The 19575-nt window shown below is 71.6% G+C and carries 15 protein-coding genes; 4 read left to right on the top strand and 11 right to left on the bottom strand.

Features of this window, described 5'->3' with window-relative positions:
- The first annotated feature begins 111 nt into the window (after positions 1-111).
- Positions 112-1509: an RNA-guided endonuclease IscB gene (gene iscB / locus ACFY5C_RS16910; RefSeq protein WP_389445449.1), complete on the top strand. Its 1398-nt coding sequence runs from the start codon at positions 112-114 to the stop codon at positions 1507-1509.
- A gap of 279 nt (positions 1510-1788) precedes the next feature.
- Here the strand turns inward: iscB and pdxH are convergent, their stop codons facing one another.
- Positions 1789-2457: a pyridoxamine 5'-phosphate oxidase gene (gene pdxH / locus ACFY5C_RS16905; RefSeq protein WP_389444995.1), complete on the bottom strand. Its 669-nt coding sequence runs from the start codon at positions 2455-2457 to the stop codon at positions 1789-1791.
- Positions 2458-2746: 289 nt separating this feature from the next.
- On the opposite strand from pdxH, the gene ACFY5C_RS16900 reads away from it, so the two are divergent.
- Both ACFY5C_RS16900 and ACFY5C_RS16895 read left to right on the top strand, forming a co-directional pair.
- Entirely contained in the window at positions 2747-3847 is a 1101-nt protein-coding gene (locus tag ACFY5C_RS16900) for a citrate synthase 2 (protein WP_328426960.1), read from the top strand.
- 228 nt (positions 3848-4075) lie between these two features.
- Positions 4076-5572, top strand: a complete 1497-nt coding sequence (locus tag ACFY5C_RS16895) for a serine/threonine-protein kinase (protein ID WP_389444993.1) — start codon at positions 4076-4078, stop codon at positions 5570-5572.
- Positions 5573-5588: 16 nt separating this feature from the next.
- Here the strand turns inward: ACFY5C_RS16895 and ACFY5C_RS16890 are convergent, their stop codons facing one another.
- The 8 genes from ACFY5C_RS16890 to ACFY5C_RS16855 all read right to left on the bottom strand — a co-directional run bounded on the left by ACFY5C_RS16890 (position 5589) and on the right by ACFY5C_RS16855 (position 15781).
- Positions 5589-6212, bottom strand: a complete 624-nt coding sequence (locus ACFY5C_RS16890) for a TetR/AcrR family transcriptional regulator (RefSeq protein WP_389444991.1) — start codon at positions 6210-6212, stop codon at positions 5589-5591.
- Entirely contained in the window at positions 6200-6934 is a 735-nt protein-coding gene (locus ACFY5C_RS16885; RefSeq protein ID WP_389444989.1) for an enoyl-CoA hydratase family protein, read from the bottom strand. The genes ACFY5C_RS16890 and ACFY5C_RS16885 overlap by 13 nt, the downstream gene beginning before the upstream one ends.
- On the bottom strand, positions 6931-8508 hold the full coding sequence (locus ACFY5C_RS16880) for a 4-coumarate--CoA ligase family protein (protein ID WP_389444987.1): 1578 nt from the start codon (positions 8506-8508) through the stop codon (positions 6931-6933). The genes ACFY5C_RS16885 and ACFY5C_RS16880 overlap by 4 nt, the downstream gene beginning before the upstream one ends.
- 37 nt (positions 8509-8545) lie before the next feature.
- Complete coding sequence (locus ACFY5C_RS16875; protein ID WP_389444985.1) at positions 8546-9685, bottom strand: acyl-CoA dehydrogenase family protein; 1140 nt, start codon at positions 9683-9685, stop codon at positions 8546-8548.
- A gap of 56 nt (positions 9686-9741) precedes the next feature.
- Positions 9742-11583 (bottom strand): biotin carboxylase N-terminal domain-containing protein, encoded by a 1842-nt coding sequence (locus ACFY5C_RS16870; protein ID WP_389444984.1) that lies wholly within the window; start codon positions 11581-11583, stop codon positions 9742-9744.
- A gap of 108 nt (positions 11584-11691) precedes the next feature.
- Complete coding sequence (locus ACFY5C_RS16865) at positions 11692-13290, bottom strand: acyl-CoA carboxylase subunit beta (protein WP_389444982.1); 1599 nt, start codon at positions 13288-13290, stop codon at positions 11692-11694.
- A complete protein-coding gene (locus ACFY5C_RS16860) occupies positions 13287-14990 on the bottom strand; it encodes an acyclic terpene utilization AtuA family protein (protein ID WP_389444980.1) in 1704 nt (567 codons plus the stop codon). The genes ACFY5C_RS16865 and ACFY5C_RS16860 overlap by 4 nt, the downstream gene beginning before the upstream one ends.
- Complete coding sequence (locus ACFY5C_RS16855) at positions 14987-15781, bottom strand: TIGR03084 family metal-binding protein (RefSeq protein WP_389444979.1); 795 nt, start codon at positions 15779-15781, stop codon at positions 14987-14989. The genes ACFY5C_RS16860 and ACFY5C_RS16855 overlap by 4 nt, the downstream gene beginning before the upstream one ends.
- A gap of 250 nt (positions 15782-16031) precedes the next feature.
- On the opposite strand from ACFY5C_RS16855, the gene ACFY5C_RS16850 reads away from it, so the two are divergent.
- On the top strand, positions 16032-16991 hold the full coding sequence (locus ACFY5C_RS16850) for a hypothetical protein (RefSeq protein WP_389444977.1): 960 nt from the start codon (positions 16032-16034) through the stop codon (positions 16989-16991).
- A 303-nt stretch (positions 16992-17294) separates the two neighbouring features.
- Here the strand turns inward: ACFY5C_RS16850 and ACFY5C_RS16845 are convergent, their stop codons facing one another.
- Positions 17295-18257: a DMT family transporter gene (locus ACFY5C_RS16845; protein WP_389444975.1), complete on the bottom strand. Its 963-nt coding sequence runs from the start codon at positions 18255-18257 to the stop codon at positions 17295-17297.
- A 147-nt stretch (positions 18258-18404) separates the two neighbouring features.
- On the bottom strand, positions 18405-19529 hold the full coding sequence (locus tag ACFY5C_RS16840; RefSeq protein ID WP_389444973.1) for a lipid II:glycine glycyltransferase FemX: 1125 nt from the start codon (positions 19527-19529) through the stop codon (positions 18405-18407).
- Positions 19530-19575: the final 46 nt, after the last annotated feature.

Genomic DNA, 19575 nt, shown 5'->3' with positions numbered 1-19575 from the left:
GGGCGAGGGGAGACCGGCGGGCGCGGCACCAGGCCCCGTCGGCATCACGCCAAGAGCGCAGCCGCGGCGGCGCAGGCGGCAGAGAGCGGGAGCGGTGACGCTCCCACACACATCCAGCCGTACCAAGGCGGGGTCGGCGCGAGCAGAGTCTTTGTCCTGTCCAGGAACGGACACCCGCTCATGCCCTGCCACCCCGCCCGTGCCCGCGAGCTCCTCAGCAAGGGACGAGCCGTGGTCGCCCGGCAAGTCCCCTTCACCATCCTTCTGAAGGACCGCACACGAGCCGAATCGGCAGTCGACGGAGTGCAGCTGCGCATCGACCCCGGCTCCAAAGGCACCGGTCTCGTCCTCACCGACGAGAAGAAGGAATGCGACGAACGCGGCACCACCGTCACCGTACGGCGCGGCCTCATCTCGATCGAGCTCCAGCATCGCGCCGACCAGATCCGCACATGCGTGCAACAGCGCGCCGGATACCGACGCAGACGGCGATCCGCCAACTGCCGCTACCGAGCACCCCGCTCGAACAACCGCACGCACCCGGCGGGATGGCTTCCGCCGTCCCTGCGTCACCGCATCGACACCACCTTCTCCCTGGCGAACCGCCTGATCCGTTACACCCCCATCACCGAGATCCATGTGGAGAGCGTCAGCTTCGACACCCATTCCATGAGCGCGGGCAGCCCCTTGTACGGAGCCGAATACGCACAAGGAACACTCGCCGCAACCAACGCCCGCGCCTACCTGCGCGCCAAGTGGAACAACGCCTGCGCCTACTGCGACGCCACCGGCGTCCCCCTGAACATCGAGCACCTCAGACCCCGCAGCCGAGGAGGCTCGAACCGCATCTCCAACCTCGTCCTCGCCTGCGTCCCCTGTAACGAGGCCAAGGGCACCAAGCCTGTCGAGGTTTTCCTCGCCCATCGATCCGACCGCCTCGCACGCATTCTCCAGCAGGTCAAGACACCGCTCCACGACGCCGCCGCCATGAACGCGACCCGATGGCAGCTCACCGAGGCGCTGGCCACACTCGGCAAACCGGTGCACACCTCGACGGGCGAGTGCACCAAGGACAACCGGAGCGCCATGGGCCTGGCCAAGACACACACCCTGGACGCGCTGTCCGTCGGACACCTGGATCACGGGGCCGGTGACGCAATCGTGCGGTACCCCGGGCAGGTACTCGTCGCCAAGGCCACCGGGCGCGGCTCCTACGCCCGCACCACACCGGACCGCTACGGATTCCCGCGCCTGAGGCGGGCCCGGGCGAAGCAGCACTTCGGATACATCACCGGAGATCTCGTACGGGCCACTGTCCCGACAGGGAAGTGGGCGGGCACGTGGACCGGCCGCATCTCGGTCCGAGCCAGGGGGCAGCACAGCCTCACGACGCCGATGGGCAGGGTCAACGTCTCCCACTGGAATCTGGAGCTCCTGCAACGGGGCGACGGATACGGCTACAGCGCCCGGCCAGAATCGGTTCCGTCAACATCCCGGAAAATGGGTTGATCGGGGTCCGACCCGTTCCTAGGGTGTGGCTTACGTGGAAAGGAGGTGATCGGGTAAATGAGTGAAACCCGGACGCGCGAGGTGGCTGCGGGCTAGCGGCCCGTCGCCCCACAAGTGCGGCGCCGGACCAGCGTGTGCGAGATACACGCAGCCGGCCCAATCCCAGGCAGTCACCCGACCCGCGAGCTCGCCGGTACGTCCGGCCGGCTCCTCCGCCACGGCGGAGGGACCCGAGCTCGCGGGTCGTCTGCGTTCAGGGGCACCCTGCGCGTGCCGGCCTCACGGACTCAGCCGCTCGACCCGCCAGCTCCCGTCCTGCTCCGCCACGTACCGCAACCGGTCGTGCAGACGGTTCTCGCGCCCCTGCCAGAACTCCACCGCCTGGGGTGCCACCCGGAAGCCGCCCCAGTTCGGCGGCACCGGCACCTGATCGCCCTCGCGATAGCGCGCGGACAGTTCGGCGTACGAGGCGTCCAGGTCGGCGCGGGTGGCGATGACGGAGGACTGGGCGCTGGCCCAGGCGCCGAGCTGGGAGCCGTGCGGGCGGCTGCGGAAGTACGCGGCCGTCTCGTCGCGCCCGGTGCGCCGCGCCACGCCCGTGACGATGACCTGGCGGGCCATCGGATGCCAGGGGAAGAGCAGCGAGAGGTACGGGTTCTCGCCGAGGTCGCGGGCCTTGCGCGAGTCGTAGTTGGTGTAGAAGACGAAGCCCTGCTCGTCGAAGTGCTTCAGCAGCACCGTGCGGGAGCTGGGCCGCCCGGCGGCATCCGCCGTGGAGACGATCATCGCGTTCGGCTCGAAGAGGTGGGCCTCGGACGCGGCCTGCTTGAACCAGCGCGCGAACTGTTCGACCGGCGTGGTGGCCAGGTCGTTCTCGGCGAGGCCCTCGGCCCGGTACTGCTTGCGCATGGCGGCGGGGTCGAGGGGCACGGCGTCTCGGTCGGTCACGCGGTCATCCTGCCGTATGGGACGGACGCCGTACGGCGCGGTGGCTCCCTTCGGTGCGCATGGCACTGAGTGCCGCAAACCCCTCCCGAGGATGACACTCAGGGACTATCGTGCTGGTGTTGTCGTGGTTGGATGACGGCCGACCGCACGGGGCATCACAGGGGTACACCCCGGACCGCGAGTCCCCGTGACCGTGGATCCAACGGGGCGTATGTCCATCTCTGTCGAGTGACACGTGGTCGTTCCACCCACAACCCCATCCGTCGCACACATCACGAGGAGCCGCCTGATGTCCGACTTCGTACCCGGACTCGAGGGAGTCGTCGCGTTCGAGACGGAGATCGCCGAACCGGATAAGGAGGGCGGCGCTCTGCGGTACCGGGGCGTCGACATCGAGGACCTGGTCGGCCATGTCTCGTTCGGCAACGTCTGGGGGCTGCTCGTCGACGGTGCCTTCAGGCCCGGTCTGCCGCCCGCCGAGCCCTTCCCGATTCCCGTGCACTCCGGCGACATCCGCGTCGACGTCCAGTCCGCGCTCGCCATGCTGGCCCCGGTGTGGGGGCTGAAGCCCCTCCTGGACATCGGCGAGGAGCAGGCCCGGGCGGACCTGGCCCGAGCCGCCGTGATGGCCCTGTCCTATGTCGCCCAGTCCGCGCGCGGCCAGGGCCTGCCCATGGTGCCGCAGCGTGAGATCGACAAGGCCCAGTCCGTCGTCGAGCGCTTCATGATCCGCTGGCGCGGCGAGCCCGACCCCAAGCATGTGGCCGCCGTCGACGCTTACTGGACGTCCGCCGCCGAGCACGGCATGAACGCGTCCACCTTCACGGCCCGCGTCATCGCGTCGACCGGCGCCGACGTGGCCGCGGCGCTCTCCGGTGCCGTGGGAGCCATGTCCGGTCCGCTGCACGGCGGTGCCCCCTCCCGGGTGCTGCACATGATCGAGGAGATCGAGCGCACCGGCGACGCCGAGGCGTATGTGAAGCAGACCCTCGACAAGGGCGAACGCCTGATGGGCTTCGGCCACCGCGTCTACCGCGCCGAGGACCCCCGCGCGCGGGTGCTGCGCCGCACCGCACGGGAGCTGGGCGCGCCGCGCTTCGAGGTCGCCGAGGCGCTGGAGAAGGCAGCGCTGGAGGAGCTGCACAATCGGCGCCCGGACCGGGTCCTGGCCACGAACGTGGAGTTCTGGGCCGCCATCATGCTGGACTTCGCGGAGGTCCCGGCGCACATGTTCACGTCCATGTTCACCTGCGCCCGCACGGCGGGCTGGTCCGCGCACATCCTGGAGCAGAAGCGCACCGGCCGCCTCGTGCGCCCGTCCGCCCGCTACATCGGCCCGGGCCCGCGCGACCCGCGCGCGGTCGAGGGCTACGCCGACATCGCGCACTGATCCCTGCCCCGGTCCACTGATCCCGAGCGGCATCGCGCGGAGCCGATCAGCTCCGCGCGATGCCGCTCGGCCGTCGGTGCTGCCGGCGTTCGGCATACGGACCGTGACTGATCCACTCCGCCAGTATGCTGGGGCGGCTGCGGCGCACCTTCCACCATCACCCGTTCCTACGTGGTGAGTTCATGCCTGCGGCCATCGAGGCGTCCCACGGCATGAGGATGAGAACAGGTGCTGATAGCGGGCCGTTACCGGCTGAGCGAGTCGATCGGGCGCGGTGGGATGGGGGAGGTCTGGCGGGCCTACGACGAGACGCTCGGCCGGCCCGTGGCCGTCAAGCTCCTGCTGCCCCAGGACTCCGACCCCACCGCCACGTCCCGGTTCCGTCTCGAGGCACAGACGGCGGCGCGGATCGCCCATCCGAACGTGGTCGGCGTCCGGGACTTCGGGGAGCACGACAACCGGCTCTTCCTGGTGATGGAGCTCGTCGAGGGCGACAGCCTCGCGCGCGTGGCGTCGCAGTTCGGCGCGCTGCCCACCGAACGTGTCGCCCGCATCGCCGCCCAGGCCGCCGCGGGGCTGGCCGCCGCGCACCGCCAGGGCATCGTCCACCGGGACATCAAGCCCGGCAATCTGCTCCTGGCCGCCGACGGCACCCTCAAGATCGGCGACTTCGGGATCGCCCGCTTCCTCGACGACCCCGGCGCCGCGCTGACCGCGACCGGGCAGATCGTGGGCACGAGCCTCTATCTCGCCCCCGAGCGGGCGCTGGGGAAACCGGCGGGCCCGGCCTCCGATGTCTACGCGCTGGGCTGTGTGCTCTACCAACTGCTCACCGGACGCCCGCCGTTCCACGCCGACACGGCCGTCGCGATCCTTCACCAGCATCTGGACGCCGTGCCCGTACCGCCCCGCGAACTGGGCGTCCCGGGGCTTCCGCCCGCCTTCGAGAGCTACCTTCTCGGCCTGCTCGCCAAGGACCCCGAGTACCGGCCCGCCGCCCAGCAGGCCGCCGACTGGTTCGCCGACGGCGCCTGGCAGGGACGCCCCGAGCCACTGCCCGCCGCGACGTCGCCGTCCCGGTCTGCGGTCGCGTCGGCGTCGGCCACCGGGTCGCAGGTGGGCGACACCAGCAATCCGACCACGTACATGCTCCCCTCCGCCCAAGGGCCGGCGTCCACCGCAAGATCGGGATCCCGGTCGCAATCCCGGTCCCGGTCCCGGTCGCAATCCCGGTCCCGGTCCCGGTCGCAATCCCGGTCCCGGTCCGCCTCCAGGGCACCGAGCCCGGCGCGGCCCGGCCCCCTCGGGCTCCTCGTGCGCCGGCCTCGGGTGGCGGCCACGGCCGCCGCCGCGGTGCTTTTCGCGGCCGCGATGCTCCTGGGCATGCTGTGGTTCTCCCCCGACAACACCGCGACGGAGGGGACGAACTCTGAGGCCACGCCGAGCCCGCCCGCCTCCGCGGCCACGTCCCTTCCAGTCTCGATCCCGTCCCCGACCGCCTCCCCGGTCCCGGCGGCGGAGACGGGCAGGGCCCGTGCCGAGGAGCAGGACGAGCCGGACGAGGCGAGACGGGACGAAGAGAGGCTGGAGCAGGAGCAGCGGGAGCAGGCCGGGCAGGAGCAGGAACGGCAGGAGCAGGCCGAGCGCGAGCAGCAGGAGCTGGAACAGCAGCAGAGCGAAGTGCCCCAGGACGACTACGGCGACGACGGGAACGGCGACGACTGACGGGCGGCGGGGCGCCTCAGCCCAGCGCCTCCTCCAGCAGCACCGCCCACTGCGTCACCACGCGGTCGCGGCGGGGCGCGTCGTCGGTGAGAAGGTTGGCGAGGCCCAGGCCGCGGGCCATGTCGAGCAGGCCCTGGACGGTCTCCCGCACGCCGGGGCGGGATTCGTCCGCGCCCAGCAGGTCCACGGCTATCCGGTGGGTCTCGCGGCCGACCCGGGCCTCCAGTTCCGTGACCTGTGGCCGTAGCTGGTCCTCGTTGGAGGCGGCCACCCACAGGTGCAGCGCCGCGCGGAACAGCGGGCCCGTGTAGAGGTCCACGAGGGCGGAGACGACCGCGCGCCGGTCGCCCGCCGCGCCCTGCGGGAACAGGGCGCGCAGGGCCGTCGAGCGTTCCTCGGCGACGTACTCGACCGCCGCCGTGAAGAGGTCCTCGCGGGTCGGGAAGTGGTGCTGGGCGGCGCCGCGGGAGACGCCGGCGCGTTCGGCGACGACGGAGACCGTGGAGCCCGCCCAGCCGTGTTCGGCGAGGCAGGCCACGGCGGCCTCCAGGAGGCGTTGCCGGGTGGCGCGGCTGCGGTCCTGCTTCGGAACGCGGTCGGCGCGGTCCGCGCGGTCGCCGACTGTGGTCACACCACCCATGCGGGATCCCGTCTTTCGAGGAAGGCCGTCATCCCCTCACGGGCCTGGTCGGAGGAGAACAGCCGGGCCGAGAGCACGGTCAGGTCCGCCGCGTCCCGGTCGAAGGCTTCCAGCACCTTAGCCGTGAGCAGCGCTTTCGTCTCGGCCAGGGCTTGGGGGGAGGCCCGGCGCAGCCCGTCCAGGATGGGGGTCAGTGCCTCGTCGACGTCCTCGCCCGCCGTGGTGAGCAGGCCGATGCGGGCCGCCTCCGGCGCGCTGAAGCGTTCGCCGGTGAGGTAGTAGCGGGCCAGGGCGCGGGGGTCCGTGCGGGGCAGGAGGGGCAGCGAGATCACCGCGGGGGCGACGCCGATGTGGACCTCCGTGAAGGCGAAGGTGGCCTGCGGGGAGGCGGCCGAGATGTCACAGGCCGCGAGCAGGCCCAGGCCGCCCGCGCGCACGTGGCCGGTGACGCGGGCGACGACCGGTCTGGGCAGTTCGACGATCTGCCTCAGCAGCGCCACCAGCGCGTCCGGCGGCGGTGGGTCGCGCAGGTCCGCTCCCGCGCTGAAGGTGTTGCCGGTGTGGGTGAGGACGATCGCGCGTACGTCGGCGTCCTTGGCGCAGTCCGTCAGCGCGTCCGTCAGCTCGCCCACGAGGGCCGCCGAGAGCGCGTTGCGGTTGTGCGGGGAGTCGAGGGTGAGGGTCTCGACTCCCCGCGCGCGTGTACGGCCGATCAGCGTCACATGTCCTCCCTGAGTGCCCGCAGTTCGCGGCGCAGGATCTTGCCGGAGGCGGCCCTCGGGACGCCGTCCATGAAAGTGACCCCGCGGACGCGCTTGTAGGGGGCGACCTGTTCGGCGACGTACATCATGACTTCTCCTTCGGAGAGGTCGGTGGCGGTCGGCTGGCGGACCACGTACGCGTGCGGGACCTCGTTGCCGTCCTCGTTGTAGACGCCGATGACCGCCGCGTCGGCGATGCCGGGGTGGGTGAGCAGGAGGGCCTCCAGTTCGGCGGGGGCCACCTGGAAGCCCTTGTACTTGATGAGTTCCTTCACCCGGTCCACGACGAACAGCCAGCCGTTCTCGTCCACATGGCCCACGTCGCCGGTGTGCAGCCAGCCGTCGGTGTCGATCATCGCGGCGGTGGCGTCGGGGCGGCCGAGGTAGCCCTTCATGACCTGGGGGCCGCGGATGAGGATCTCGCCGGGCTCGCCGGCGCCGAGGTCCTTGTCGGGGTCGTCGAGGGAGACGATGCGCATCTCGGTGCCGGCGATGAGCTTGCCGACGGTCCCGGCGGGTGCGTCGTGCATCGCGGCCAGGGGGACGACGTGGGTGCCGGGGGACAGTTCGGTCATGCCGTACGCCTGGCCGACCGGCGGCAGGCCGAGGCGCTGCGAGCAGGCGGCCGCGAGCCTCGCGTCCAGGGGCGCGGCGGCGCTGACGATGTACTTGAGCGACGACAGGTCGTAATGCGCGACCAAGGGGTGCTTGGCGAGGGCCAGCACGATCGGCGGGGCCACGTACAGGCCGGTGATGCGGTGGTTCTGGATGGCGGCGAGGAAGGTCTCCAGCTCGAAGCGGGGCAGCACGACGACCGTCGCGCCCAGCCTCAGGGGCGCGTTCATCAGGGCGGTCAGGCCGTAGATGTGGAAGAAGGGCAGGACGGCGAGGATGCGATCGCCGGGGCCGGCGGATATGGCGGGTTCGAGCTGGGCGAGGTTCGTCGCGATCTGGCGGTGCGTGAGCATCACGCCCTTGGGGATGCCGGTGGTGCCGGAGGAGTACGGCAGGGCCGCGACGTCCGCCGCCGGGTCGATGTCGACCTGCGGTTCGGGTGCGGCGGACGCCAGCATGTCGATGAGCGACCGGTGTCCGGGCGCGCTGTCGCACACGAAGATCTCGCGCACGCCGCCCGCGAGTTCGGCGGCCCGGCGTGCGGCCTCCAGCAGCGGTGAGACGGTGACGATCCAGCGGGCCGCCGAGTCCTTCAGCTGCTTGGCGAACTCCTCGGGCGTGGCGAGCGGGTGCACGGTCGTGACCGAGGCACCCGCGCGCGTGGCGGCGTAGAACGCGGTCGGGAAGGCGACCGTGTTGGGGCTGTGCAGGGCGAGGACGTCGCCCTTGCGGACGCCCGCCTCGGCCAGGCCGGCGGCCACGCGCCGGTGGAAGCGGTCGAGTTGCCCGTACGTGAGGGTGGTGCCGTCCGTGCCGTCGATGAGCGCGGGCGCGTCACCGAACTCGGCCGCCCGGCCCAGCACGTGATCGTGGATGGGCAGTTCTACGGCCGGGACGTCTGCGTACTCGCTGCGGAACACGGTTCCTCCTCGCGACACGGTGCCGACAGGGTGCCCGTCAGTAAGACTTGGGCAGGCCCAGGGTCTGGTGGGAGACGTAGTTGAGAATCATCTCCCGGCTCACCGGAGCAATACGAGACACGCGCGCCGCGGTTATCAACGACGCGAGGCCGAATTCGCGGGTGAGCCCGTTTCCGCCGAGGGTGTGCACGGCCTGGTCGACGGCCTTCACGCAGGCCTCCCCGGCCGCGTACTTGGCCATGTTGGCGGCCTCGCCCGCGCCCACGTCGTCACCGGCGTCGTACAGGTAGGCCGCCTTCTGCATCATCAGGCGGGCCAGTTCGAGGTCGATGTGTGCCTGCGCCAGGGGGTGCGCGATGGCCTGGTGGGCGCCGATGGGGGCCTTCCAGACGGTGCGGTCGCGCGCGTACTCGACGGCGCGCGCGAGGGCGTAGCGGCCCATGCCGATCGCGAAGGCGGCCGTCATGATGCGTTCGGGGTTGAGGCCGGCGAAGAGCTGGAGCAGGCCGGCGTCCTCGTCGCCGACCAGGGCGTCGGCGGGGAGCCGTACATCGTCGAGGGTCAGCTCGAACTGCTTTTCGGCGGCGCTCAGTTCCATGTCGATCTGGCGGCGCGTGAAGCCTTCGGCGTCGCGCGGGACGATGAACAGGCAGGGCTTGAGGTTGCCGGTGCGGGCGTCCTCGGTGCGGCCGACGATGAGGGTCGCGTCCGCGATGTCGACACCGGAGATGAAGACCTTGCGGCCGGTGAGGAGCCAGTCTCCGCTGTCCGGGTCGCGGCGGGCCGTGGTGGTGATGCGGTGGCTGTTCGACCCGGCGTCGGGTTCTGTGATGCCGAAGGCCATGGTGCGGGTGCCGTCGGCGAGGGCGGGGAGCCACTCCCGTTTTTGGGCTTTTGTGCCGAAGCGGGCGATCACTGTGCCGCAGATGGCGGGCGACACGACCATCATCAGCAAGGGGCAGCCTGCGGCGCCCAGTTCCTCGAGGACGATGGAGAGTTCGGCGATGCCGCCGCCTCCGCCGCCGTGGGTCTCCGGCAGGTTGACGCCGAGGTAGCCGAGTTTGGCTGCTTCGGACCAGAGTGCTTCCCGGTCGTAGGCGCGGCCGTGGCGTTTGCCGAGGGCGGCTACCGCGGCTCGTAGGGCCTTGTGTTCCTCGGATTCGAGAGAGGCGGGCATGGGGGCTCCTTCCGGCTGCGGGTTGTGTGTGGTTGCTCGCGCAGTTCCCCGCGCCCCTAGGTTTCCTGCACTACCGCCAGCAGTGAGCCGACCGTTACCTGCTGGCCGGGTACTACACGCAAGGCACTCAGCATGCCTGTGGCCGGGGCTGTGATCTTGTGTTCCATCTTCATCGCCTCCAGCCACAGCAGGGGCTGTCCGGCCTCCACGGCCGTCCCCTCGCTCAGGCCGTCGGCGACACGGACGACCGTGCCCGGCATGGGGGCCAGGAGGGAGCCCGGTGCGTGCTGGGCGGTCGGGTCGGGGAAGCGGGGCAGGGCGGTGAGGCGGGTGGCGTTGACGTGGATGTCGTCGCCGTACCTCGTCACCTCGAAGTTCCTTCGTACGCCGTCCACTTCGAGTACGACCAGGGCGGAATCGGCGTGTACGACCCGTACCCCGTCGGCCTCCAGGCCCGCGCGGGTGTGGCGGTAGTGGACCTCGATCTCCTCGCCGGCCGCCTCGTAGCGCTTGGTCTGCGGCCGGGAGGGCACGTTGCGCCAGCCGCCGAAGCGGGAGCGGCCGTGGGCGTCGGCGAGGGCGGCGGCCAGGGGGGCGTGCGGGTCGGAGGCCGGCTCGGTGAGGTCGCGGAGATGGCGGTCGTAGAAGCCGGTGTCCATGCGGGCGGACGTGAACTCCTCGTGGCGCAGGGAGCGTACGAGGAGGTCCCGGTTGGTGACCGGGCCGTGCAGCGTCGCCCGTTCCAGGGCGCCGGCGAGCTTGCGGACCGCCTCCGCGCGCGTGGGCGCGTGGGCGACGAGCTTGGCGAGCATGGGGTCGTAGTGGACGCCGATGTCGTCGCCGTCGGTGAAGCCGGTGTCCAGCCGGACGCCCTCGGGTACGGCGAACCGGTGCAGTGTGCCGGTCTGCGGAGCCCAGTCGCGGGCCGGGTCCTCGGCGTAGAGGCGGGCCTCGACGGCGTGACCACGCGCGCGTGGCGGGTGGTCGGCGAGGGCGTGGCCTTCGGCGACGCGGATCTGTTCGGCGACCAGGTCGATGCCGAAGACGGCCTCCGTCACGGGGTGTTCGACCTGGAGGCGGGTGTTCATCTCCAGGAAGTGGGCCTTGTCGCCCGCCACCAGGAACTCGACCGTGCCGGCGCCGACGTAGTCGACCGCGCGGGCGGCTCGCACGGCCAGCGCGTGCAGTTCCTGGGTGAGCTGCTCGGAGAGTCCGGGCGCCGGGGACTCCTCGATCACCTTCTGGTGGCGGCGCTGCAGGGAGCAGTCCCGGGTGCCCAGCGCCCAGACCGTGCCGTGGGTGTCGGCGAGGATCTGGACCTCGACATGGCGGCCGTTCTCGACGTACGGCTCGACGAAGACCTCACCGTCGCCGAAGGCGCTCGCGGCCTCGGAGCGGGCGCTGACCAGGGCGGCGCTCAGGTCCTCCAGGCGGCGCACGATTCGCATGCCGCGCCCTCCGCCGCCCGCGGCCGCCTTCACCAGGACGGGGAGGTCGGCCTCGGTGACCTCCCCCAGGGGGGCCAGCCCCATCAGCTCCTTCGCCCGTGTCTTGGACGCCATCGCCTCGATGGCGTCCGGCGGCGGGCCGATCCAGACGAGTCCCGCGTCGAGGACGGCGCGCGCGAAGTCGGCGTTCTCGGAGAGGAAGCCGTAGCCGGGGTGCACGGCGTCCGCGCCGGACGCCACGGCCGCCTTCACGATCAGTCCGGCGTCCAGATACGTGTCGGCCGGCGCCGCTCCCGGCAGCCGTACGGCCGTGTCGGCCACGCGCGTGTGGAGGGCGTTCGCGTCGGCGTCCGAATACACGGCCACCGTCCGGATTCCCGACTCACGGCAGGTGCGGAAGACGCGGCAGGCGATCTCGCCCCGGTTGGCGACCAGAAGGCTTCTGATCATGAGGAGTGCTCCCTTTCCACTAGATCACCGCAACCATCAATTGAGGAACCACCGCGGCGAGCAACCAGGTCCGCGAGAGCGGCGGCGGTTCAGCCGCAGAAGGGGGCCTCACATCCGGAAGACGCCGAAGCCACCGCGAGCGCCCTCGTAGGGGGCCGTGTGGATGGCGGACAGGCACATACCGAGGACCGTGCGGGTGTCGCGTGGATCGATGACGCCGTCGTCGTACAGCCGCCCCGAAAGGAACATCGGCAGCGACTCCGACTCGATCTGCTGCTCCACCATGGCGCGCAGCGCGGCGTCCCCCTCCTCGTCGTACGGCTGCCCCTTGGCGGCCGCGGACTGCCGGGCGACGATCGAGAGCACGCCGGCGAGCTGCTGAGGGCCCATGACGGCCGACTTGGCGCTGGGCCAGGCGAACAGGAAGCGGGGGTCGTAGGCGCGACCGCACATGCCGTAGTGGCCGGCGCCGTAGGACGCGCCCATGAGGACGGAGAGATGGGGCACGCGGCTGTTGCTGACCGCGTTGATCATCATCGCGCCGTGTTTGATGATGCCGCCCTGCTCGTACTGGCTGCCCACCATGTAGCCGGTGGTGTTGTGCAGGAAGAGAAGAGGGATGTCCCGCTGGTTGGCCAGCTGGATGAACTGGGCCGCCTTCTGGGACTCCTCGCTGAACAGGACCCCCTGGGCGTTCGCCAGCACGCCGATCGGATAGCCGTGCAGGGCCGCCCAGCCGGTGGTCAGGCTCGTGCCGTACATCGGCTTGAACTCGTCGAAGTCGGAGGCGTCGACGATCCTGGCGATGACCTCGCGCGGGTCGAAGGGGGTCTTGAGGTCGCCGGGGACGATGCCGAGGAGTTCGTCGGCGGAGTACTTGGGGGGTTCGGCGGGGCCCGGATCGCCGTACGCCTTGCGGTGATTGAGCCGGGCGACGACCCTTCGCGCCTGCCGCAGCGCGTCCGGTTCGTCCACGGCGAAGTAGTCCGCGAGGCCCGACACGCGCGCGTGCATCTCCGCGCCGCCCAGCGACTCGTCGTCGCTCTCCTCGCCGGTCGCCATCTTCACCAGGGGCGGGCCGCCCAGGAACACCTTGGCGCGTTCCTTGACCATGATCACGTGGTCGGACATGCCGGGGACGTACGCGCCGCCGGCCGTCGAGTTGCCGAAGACGACCGCGACGGTGGGGATCCCGGCCGCCGACAGCCTCGTCAGGTCCCGGAAGATGCCGCCGCCGGGGATGAAGATCTCCTTTTGGGACGGCAGGTCGGCGCCGCCCGACTCGACGAGGTTGACGACGGGCAGCCGGTTGGCGAGCGCGATGTCGTTCGCCCGCAGGGCCTTCTTCAGCGACCAGGGGTTGCTCGCTCCGCCGCGCACGGTCGGGTCGTTGGCGGTGATCAGGCACTCCACGCCCTCGACGACACCGATGCCGGTGACGAGGGACGCGCCGACGGCGTAGTCGCTGCCCCAGGCGGCCAGCGGCGACAGCTCCAGGAAGGGCGTGTCGGGGTCGAGGAGCAGCTCGATGCGCTCGCGGGCGAGCAGCTTGCCGCGCTTGCGGTGCCGTTCGACGTACTTGGGGCCGCCGCCCGCGAGTGCCTTGGCGTGCTCGGTGTCGAGGTCGGCGAGCTTGGCGAGCATGGTCTCGCGGTTGGCGCGGTGGTCGGGGCCGTTGGGGTCCAGGGTGGAGGGCAGGACGGTCACAGCAGACTCTCCGGGATGTCCAGGTGACGGGAGCGCAGCCATTCGCCGAGGGCCTTGGCCTGCGGGTCGAAACGGTGCTGGGCGGCGACGCCCTCGCCGAGGATGCCCTCGACGACGAAGTTGAGGGCGCGGAGGCCGGGGAGGGGGTGCCGGGTGACCTTCAGCTGACGGCTCTCCGGAATCAGCTCCTGGAACCGCTCGACCGTGAGTTCGTGCGCGAGCCAGCGCCAGGCCTCTTCCGACCGCACCCACACACCGACGTTGGCGTTCCCGCCCTTGTCGCCGCTGCGGGCCCCGGCGACGAGACCGAGCGGCGCGCGACGGGTCGGCTCCGCGGCGAGCGGGGGCCCGGGCAGCGGTGGTTGCGGCGCATCCTCCAGTACGAGGGTGTCGTGGGCCGGCGGCACAGGGATACGGCGGCCGTCGTGGAGGACTGCCACATGGTCGACGGCGCCATGGGGGACGTACACATCCTCGAAGACCCCATAGGGCGTGCCCTTTCCCGGTGGCGACAGCACATGGAAGCCGGGGTAGCTGGCGAGCGCGAGCTCCACGGCGGCTCCGCTCAGCACCCGGCCGACCTTCTCCTGGTCCGGGTCCCGGACGACCAGCCGGAGCAGCGCGCTCGCGGTCTCCTCGGTCGGGGCGTCGGGCCGGTCGGTGCGGACGAGGTCCCAACGGACTTCGGCGGGACGTGACTTGGCGAACGCCTCGCTCATCTGCCGCCGCACCAGAGCGGCCTTCGCCTCGATCTCCAGCCCGGTCAGCACGAAGACGACCTCGTTGCGGAAGCCGCCTAGGCGATTGAGGCCGACCTTGAGGGTCGGGGGCGGGGCCTCGCCCCGTACGCCCTCGATACGGACCCGGTCGGGGCCGTCCTGGGTCAGCCGTACGGTGTCCAGCCGGGCGGTGACGTCCGGTCCCGCGTACCGTGCGCCGCCCGTCTCGTACAGCAGCTGGGCGGTCACCGTGCCGACGTCCACGAGGCCGCCGGTGCCGGGATGCTTGGTGATGACGCAGGTGCCGTCCTCGTGGAGCTCGGCGAGCGGGAAGCCGGGGCGGGTGGTGCCGCGCTCGTCGAAGAACGCGTAGTTGCCGCCGGTGGCCTGTGCCCCGCACTCCAGCACATGTCCGGCGATCACGGCGCCCGCGAGCCGGTCGTGGTCGCCGGGGCCCCACCCGAAGTGGGCCGTCGCGGGCCCGGTGACCAGGGCCGCGTCCGTCACCCGCCCGGTGACGACGACGTCCGCGCCCTCGCTCAGACAGGCCGCGATGCCGAAGCCGCCGAGGTAGGCGTGCGCGGCGAGGCTGTCCGGATACCGGTCCTTGAGGTCGTCGCCCTCGACATGGGCGACGCGTACGGGGAGGCCGAGCCGGTCCGCCAGCCTCGTCACTGCGTCGGCGAGTCCGGCCGGGTTGAGGCCACCCGCGTTGGCGACGATCCGGACGCCCCGCTCGTGCGCGAGACCCAGGCACTCCTCCAGCTGGCGCAGGAAGGTGCGGGCGTATCCGGCTCCGGGGTCCTTCAGCCGGTCCCGGCCGAGGATCAGCATGGTCAGTTCGGCGAGGTAGTCGCCGGTGAGGACGTCCAGTTCGCCGCCGGTGAGCATCTCGCGCATGGCGTCGAAGCGGTCGCCGTAGAAGCCGGAGGCGTTGCCGATGCGCAGGACCGGCCCGGCCGGGGGCGTGGGCGAGGTCACCGGGCCGGCCCCTTGGGTGCGCGGCCCGCGCCGGGCGGGCCCGCGAAGACCTGGGCGATGTCGAACCAGCGGTCGGCGTCGGGGCCTTCGGCGCGCAGGGCGAGGTCGTGGCGGTGGGCGCGCTGGGTGACCAGGAGGCAGAAGTCGAGGGCGGGGCCGGTGACGCGCTGCGACGCGTTCTCGGGGCCGTATGCCCAGACCGCACCGGAAGGGGCGACGAGTTCGACGCGGAAGGGGTCGGGCGGCGCCGGGAGCCCGTGCACGCCGAAGGCGAAGTCGCGGGTCCGTACCCCGATCCACACCACATGCCTGAGCCGGTCGGTGGGTGCGCGCACCACACCGGCTGCTTCGGCGACGTCCAGACCATGGGCCCAGGTCTCCATGAGTCGGGCCGTGGCCATGGAGGCGGCCGACATAGGAGGGCCGTACCAGGGGAACTTGGTGCCGTGCGGTGCCTCGCGCAACGCCGTGTCGAGGGCGGCCCGCCCTTCCCGCCAGCGCGCCAGCAGCTCGGCGGGCGGCAGCGCGGCCCCCTCCTCCGCGCCCTCGTCGACGAACGACCCCGGCGTCACCAGCGCCTTCTCCACCAGCGTGTGGAACCCCTCCACGTCGGTCACCGCCAGCAGCGCCGAGTGGTCCGTCCAGGCGAGGTGCGCGATCTGGTGGGCGACGCTCCAGCCGGGCGCCGGAGTCGCGAGTGCCCAGTGCTCGGGGCTCAACGCGGCTACCAGCCGGTCGAGTTCCTCGCTCTCCTCGCGCAGATCGTCGAACACGGGCGTCGGATCGGACACGGGGCGCTCCCTCGGGGCACGGCGATGTGCGTGGGCGGTGCGGCGTGGTGCGAAGTGGTGCGGCGTGGTGCGGCGTGGTGCGGCGTGGTGAGGAGCATGGCAGCGCGCGAGAAAACAAGCAAGCATGCTTGCATTAATTGAGAGGTGTTCACCGGGGGAAGGGTGCCTGTGCGGCGTGCCGTCAATACACTCGTCCGTCGCGCGTGTTGCGTCAGCAACGCATCGGTCACAGCTCGGGGGAAGCACAGGGATGAGCAACTGGAATCCGGGCGGGCAGCCACCCTTCGATCCACAGGGCCGGCAGCCGCCTCCGCCGCCGGCCGGCGGGTATCCGTATCCGCCCCACGTCCCGCACCCTTACGCTCCGCACCCCAACGCGCCGTACCCGTACCCGCCGTATCCGGGACCGCCGGCGCCCGCCCCGCCCGGGCCCCTCATGCGGCTGTGGCAGCAGATCGGTCCCGTCCCCGTCGCGCGCAGGGTGTTCAAGCCGTCCAGGCCCGGCATCGTCCGGGACCCGGTCGTGGCCCGCATGCAGGGGATCCGCACCCTGGTGGGACTGGCGGCGGTGGTGTGGATGTCGGTCACGTACAAGATCGCCGACTCCGTCAGGGTCGCCGACTCGGTGGGCGACGTCGCGAGCGACCGTCTGAACCAGTCCTGGATCAACGTCCTGGTGCTCTGCGTGACCTTCCCGGTCGTCGTGGGCGTCCTGCTCGCCCTGGCCTCCGCCTCGGCGCGGCGGGAGCTGCTGCGCCGGGCGGCGAAGTGCTTCGGCGCGATGGTCGCCCTGGTGGCCGCGGTCTTCGTGTTCCCGGCCTCCGTGCTCACGGGCTTCGTCGAGGGTCGTTTCGCGACCAACCTGGTGATGACCGTCGTCACCTACACCGGCATCCTGCTCACGTTCGTGTGGGTGCTGCCCTTCGTCATCGCGGGTATCGGACTGGCCCTCCTCCACGTGTTCCGCACCGCCGACATCCACGAGACGATGCCGCCGCTGCTGGCCATGACGCTGGTCTGGGAGATGGCCCTGATCGACGTCTTCACCGGCGCCTACACGGGCGTGCCCGTACCGGTTCGGATCGTGTTCATGCTCGGCGCCCCCGTCTCGGTGACGGCGGTGGGCCTGTGGGAACTGCACCGACTGCGCGCCCGACACGGCATCGGCCTGCAAGGACTGCTCATGCGCCAAGGCCAGGGCCAGACATGACCGCGGGCCCGCGAACCGCCCCGGGCGAGGCAGGACCACCGGGCCGCCGCCCCGCCTGACCGTTCCCCGCGGGCACCTTCCCCCGCCTCTGCGGTTTCCGCCGCACCGTACCCATGCACGAACGAGCCGTCACCGCGACAGCCGTAGGCCTGCGGGAACTGCACCGACGCGCGCCCGACGCGGCATCGGACGGCGGGGCCTCGACTCGGCCGCGGAAGACGAAGTGCCGCCCGGGCGCGAGTCCGCCCGAGCCCTGCCCGCCCAAGCCCTGTCCGTCGGAGCCCGCCCCCGCCGGGAGCCCGCCTAAGCCTTCTCCGCCGGAGCCCGCCCCCGCCGTACCTGTGTCCGCACCGCGCCCATGCTCGCCGCGATGACCAGGGCGATTGCCAGGGCCTGCAGGGCGGAGAGGGACTGGTTGAGGATGAGGAAGCCGGCGGTGGCGGCGACGGCCGGTTCCAGGCTCATCAGGATGGCGAAGGTCGCCGCGGGGAGGCGGCGCAGAGCCAGGAGTTCGAGGGTGTAGGGGAGGACCGAGGAGAGGATGGCCACGGCTGCGCCCAGGCCGATGGTCACGGGGTCGAGGAGCTTCGTGCCCGACTCGGCGAGCCCCAGGGGGAGGAACAGTACGGCTCCCACCGCCATCGCCAGCGCCAGGCCGTCGGCCTGAGGGAAGCGTCGGCCCGTGCGGGCGCTGAAGATGATGTAGGCCGCCCACATGGCGCCCGCCGCCAGGGCAAAGGCGACACCTACGGGGTCGAGGCTGCCGAAGCCTCCGCCGCCGAGGAGGAAGACCCCGGCGAGGGCGAGTGCGGCCCAGACGACGTTGACCGCCCGGCGTGAGGACAGCACGGAGAGGGCGAGCGGGCCCAGCACCTCGAGGGTGACCGCGGGGCCCAGCGGGATACGGGCGACCGACTGGTAGAAGAGGCCGTTCATCGCGGCCATCGTGATGCCGAAGACGACGACCGTGCCCCAGTCCGTGCGGGAGTGGCCGCGCAGCCGGGGCCGGCAGATCAGCAGCAGGACGACCGCCGCGACCAGCAGCCGCAGCGCCACCACACCGAGCGCGCCGGCCCGCGGCATCAGGCTCACCGCCAGGGCTCCGCCGAACTGCACGGAGATCCCCCCGGCGAGCACTAGCCCGACGGGGCCGAAGGAGCCCCAGCGGCGCGGGCCGCCGGCCGTCGGCTCGGGAACGGCCCGGCCGCTGGTCGGCGAGGACGTGGCGGCTACGGCGGCGACGGCTGCGGCATCAGGGGTACTCACGGGCGTTCCAGTGCTCGGCTCGGAGGGCTCGGTCTGTTCAGCGGGCTGTACTGCCCAGTCCAAGGTAATGGACATCGTCAGGTGTGTGAACCCGTTATGCCACTGTCCCAGAGTGTGGACGGGCAGGCTCCGCCGACCCCGCGCGAGCTACCGCCGTGCCATGTACAGATCCAGCGCCTTGTGCAGCAGCTTGTTGAGCGGGAAGTCCCACTCCCCCAGGTACTCGACGGCCTCGCCGCCGGCCCCCACCTTGAACCGCAGCAGGCCCAGCAGATGGTTGGACTCCTCCAGGGTGTCCGTGATGCCGCGGAAGTCGTAGACGGCGGCGCCGAGCTCGTGGGCGTCGGACATCATGCGCCACTGCATGGCGTTGTTGGGCTGGACCTCGCGCTTGTGGCTGGTGGAGGCGCCGTAGGAGTACCAGATGTGGTCGCCGACGGTCAGCATGGTGGCGGCGGCGAGGGTGTCGCCGTCGTGGTGGGCGAGGTAGAGCCGCATCCGGTCGGGGTGCTCGGCGGTGAGCGCGGTCCACATGCGCTGGAAGTAGGGCAGGGGGCGCGGGATGAAACGGTCGCGCTCGGCGGTCTCGGCGTAGAGCTCGTAGAAGGCGGGCAGGTCCTCGTAGCCGCCGCGCACGACCTTCACTCCGGCCTTCTCGGCCTTCTTGATGTTGCGCCGCCACTGCTGGTTGAGGCCGCGCTGGATGTCGTCCAACGACCGTCCGGCGAACGGCACCTGGCACACGTACCGCGGCTGCCCGGCCGCGAAGCCCTCCTCGCCGCCCGGCTCCGTCTGCCGCCAGCCGGCCCGCCGCAGCCGTTCGGCGATGTCGAGGGCGCCCTGTTCGTACGACGTCGGCTCCGCGTCCCGCAGCCGCCGGGCGGCCGGGTCGGCGATGGCCGCCTTCACCGCCTCGGTGCTCCAGCGGCGGACGACGACGGGCGGGCCCATCTTGACCGAGAAGGCGCCCTGCCGCCTGAGGTGGGCGAGCAGCGGTTCGAGCCAGCGCTCGCACAGGTCGGGGGCGTGCCAGTCGACGAGCGGTCCCTCGGGGAGGTAGGCGAGGTACTTCTTCAGCTTCGGCAGCGGGCGGTAGAGCACGAGCCCGGCCCCCACCGGCCGCCCCTCCTCGTCGAACCACCCCAGGCTCTCCGCCCGCCAGTCCGGCTTCACCTCTCCCCAGGACGGGACCTGCATATGGCTGGCGGACGGACGGGCCGCGACGAACGCGAGGTGTTCGTCGCGGGAGATGGACTGGACGCGGAGGGCCATGTGCGGGGCTCCCTGTGGGCGGCGGGGTCGCTGTCCGGCCAGCGTA

The sequence above is a fragment of the Streptomyces sp. NPDC012935 genome, assembly GCF_042900345.1.
Lineage (GTDB): Bacteria > Actinomycetota > Actinomycetes > Streptomycetales > Streptomycetaceae > Streptomyces.
Note: the sequence above shows the minus strand (reverse complement) of the source record. Positions and strands in the feature narration are given on the sequence as shown.

What these genes read in the sequence shown, in the direction of transcription:
- ACFY5C_RS16900 (WP_328426960.1), top strand. Translation starts at nt 2,747, where the DNA reads ATGTCCGACTTCGTACCCGGACTCGAGGGAGTCGTCGCGTTCGAGACG.
- ACFY5C_RS16890 (WP_389444991.1), bottom strand. Translation starts at nt 6,212, where the DNA reads ATGGGTGGTGTGACCACAGTCGGCGACCGCGCGGACCGCGCCGACCGC.
- ACFY5C_RS16875 (WP_389444985.1), bottom strand. Translation starts at nt 9,685, where the DNA reads ATGCCCGCCTCTCTCGAATCCGAGGAACACAAGGCCCTACGAGCCGCG.
- ACFY5C_RS16870 (WP_389444984.1), bottom strand. Translation starts at nt 11,583, where the DNA reads ATGATCAGAAGCCTTCTGGTCGCCAACCGGGGCGAGATCGCCTGCCGC.
- ACFY5C_RS16850 (WP_389444977.1), top strand. Translation starts at nt 16,032, where the DNA reads ATGAGCAACTGGAATCCGGGCGGGCAGCCACCCTTCGATCCACAGGGC.
- ACFY5C_RS16840 (WP_389444973.1), bottom strand. Translation starts at nt 19,529, where the DNA reads ATGGCCCTCCGCGTCCAGTCCATCTCCCGCGACGAACACCTCGCGTTC.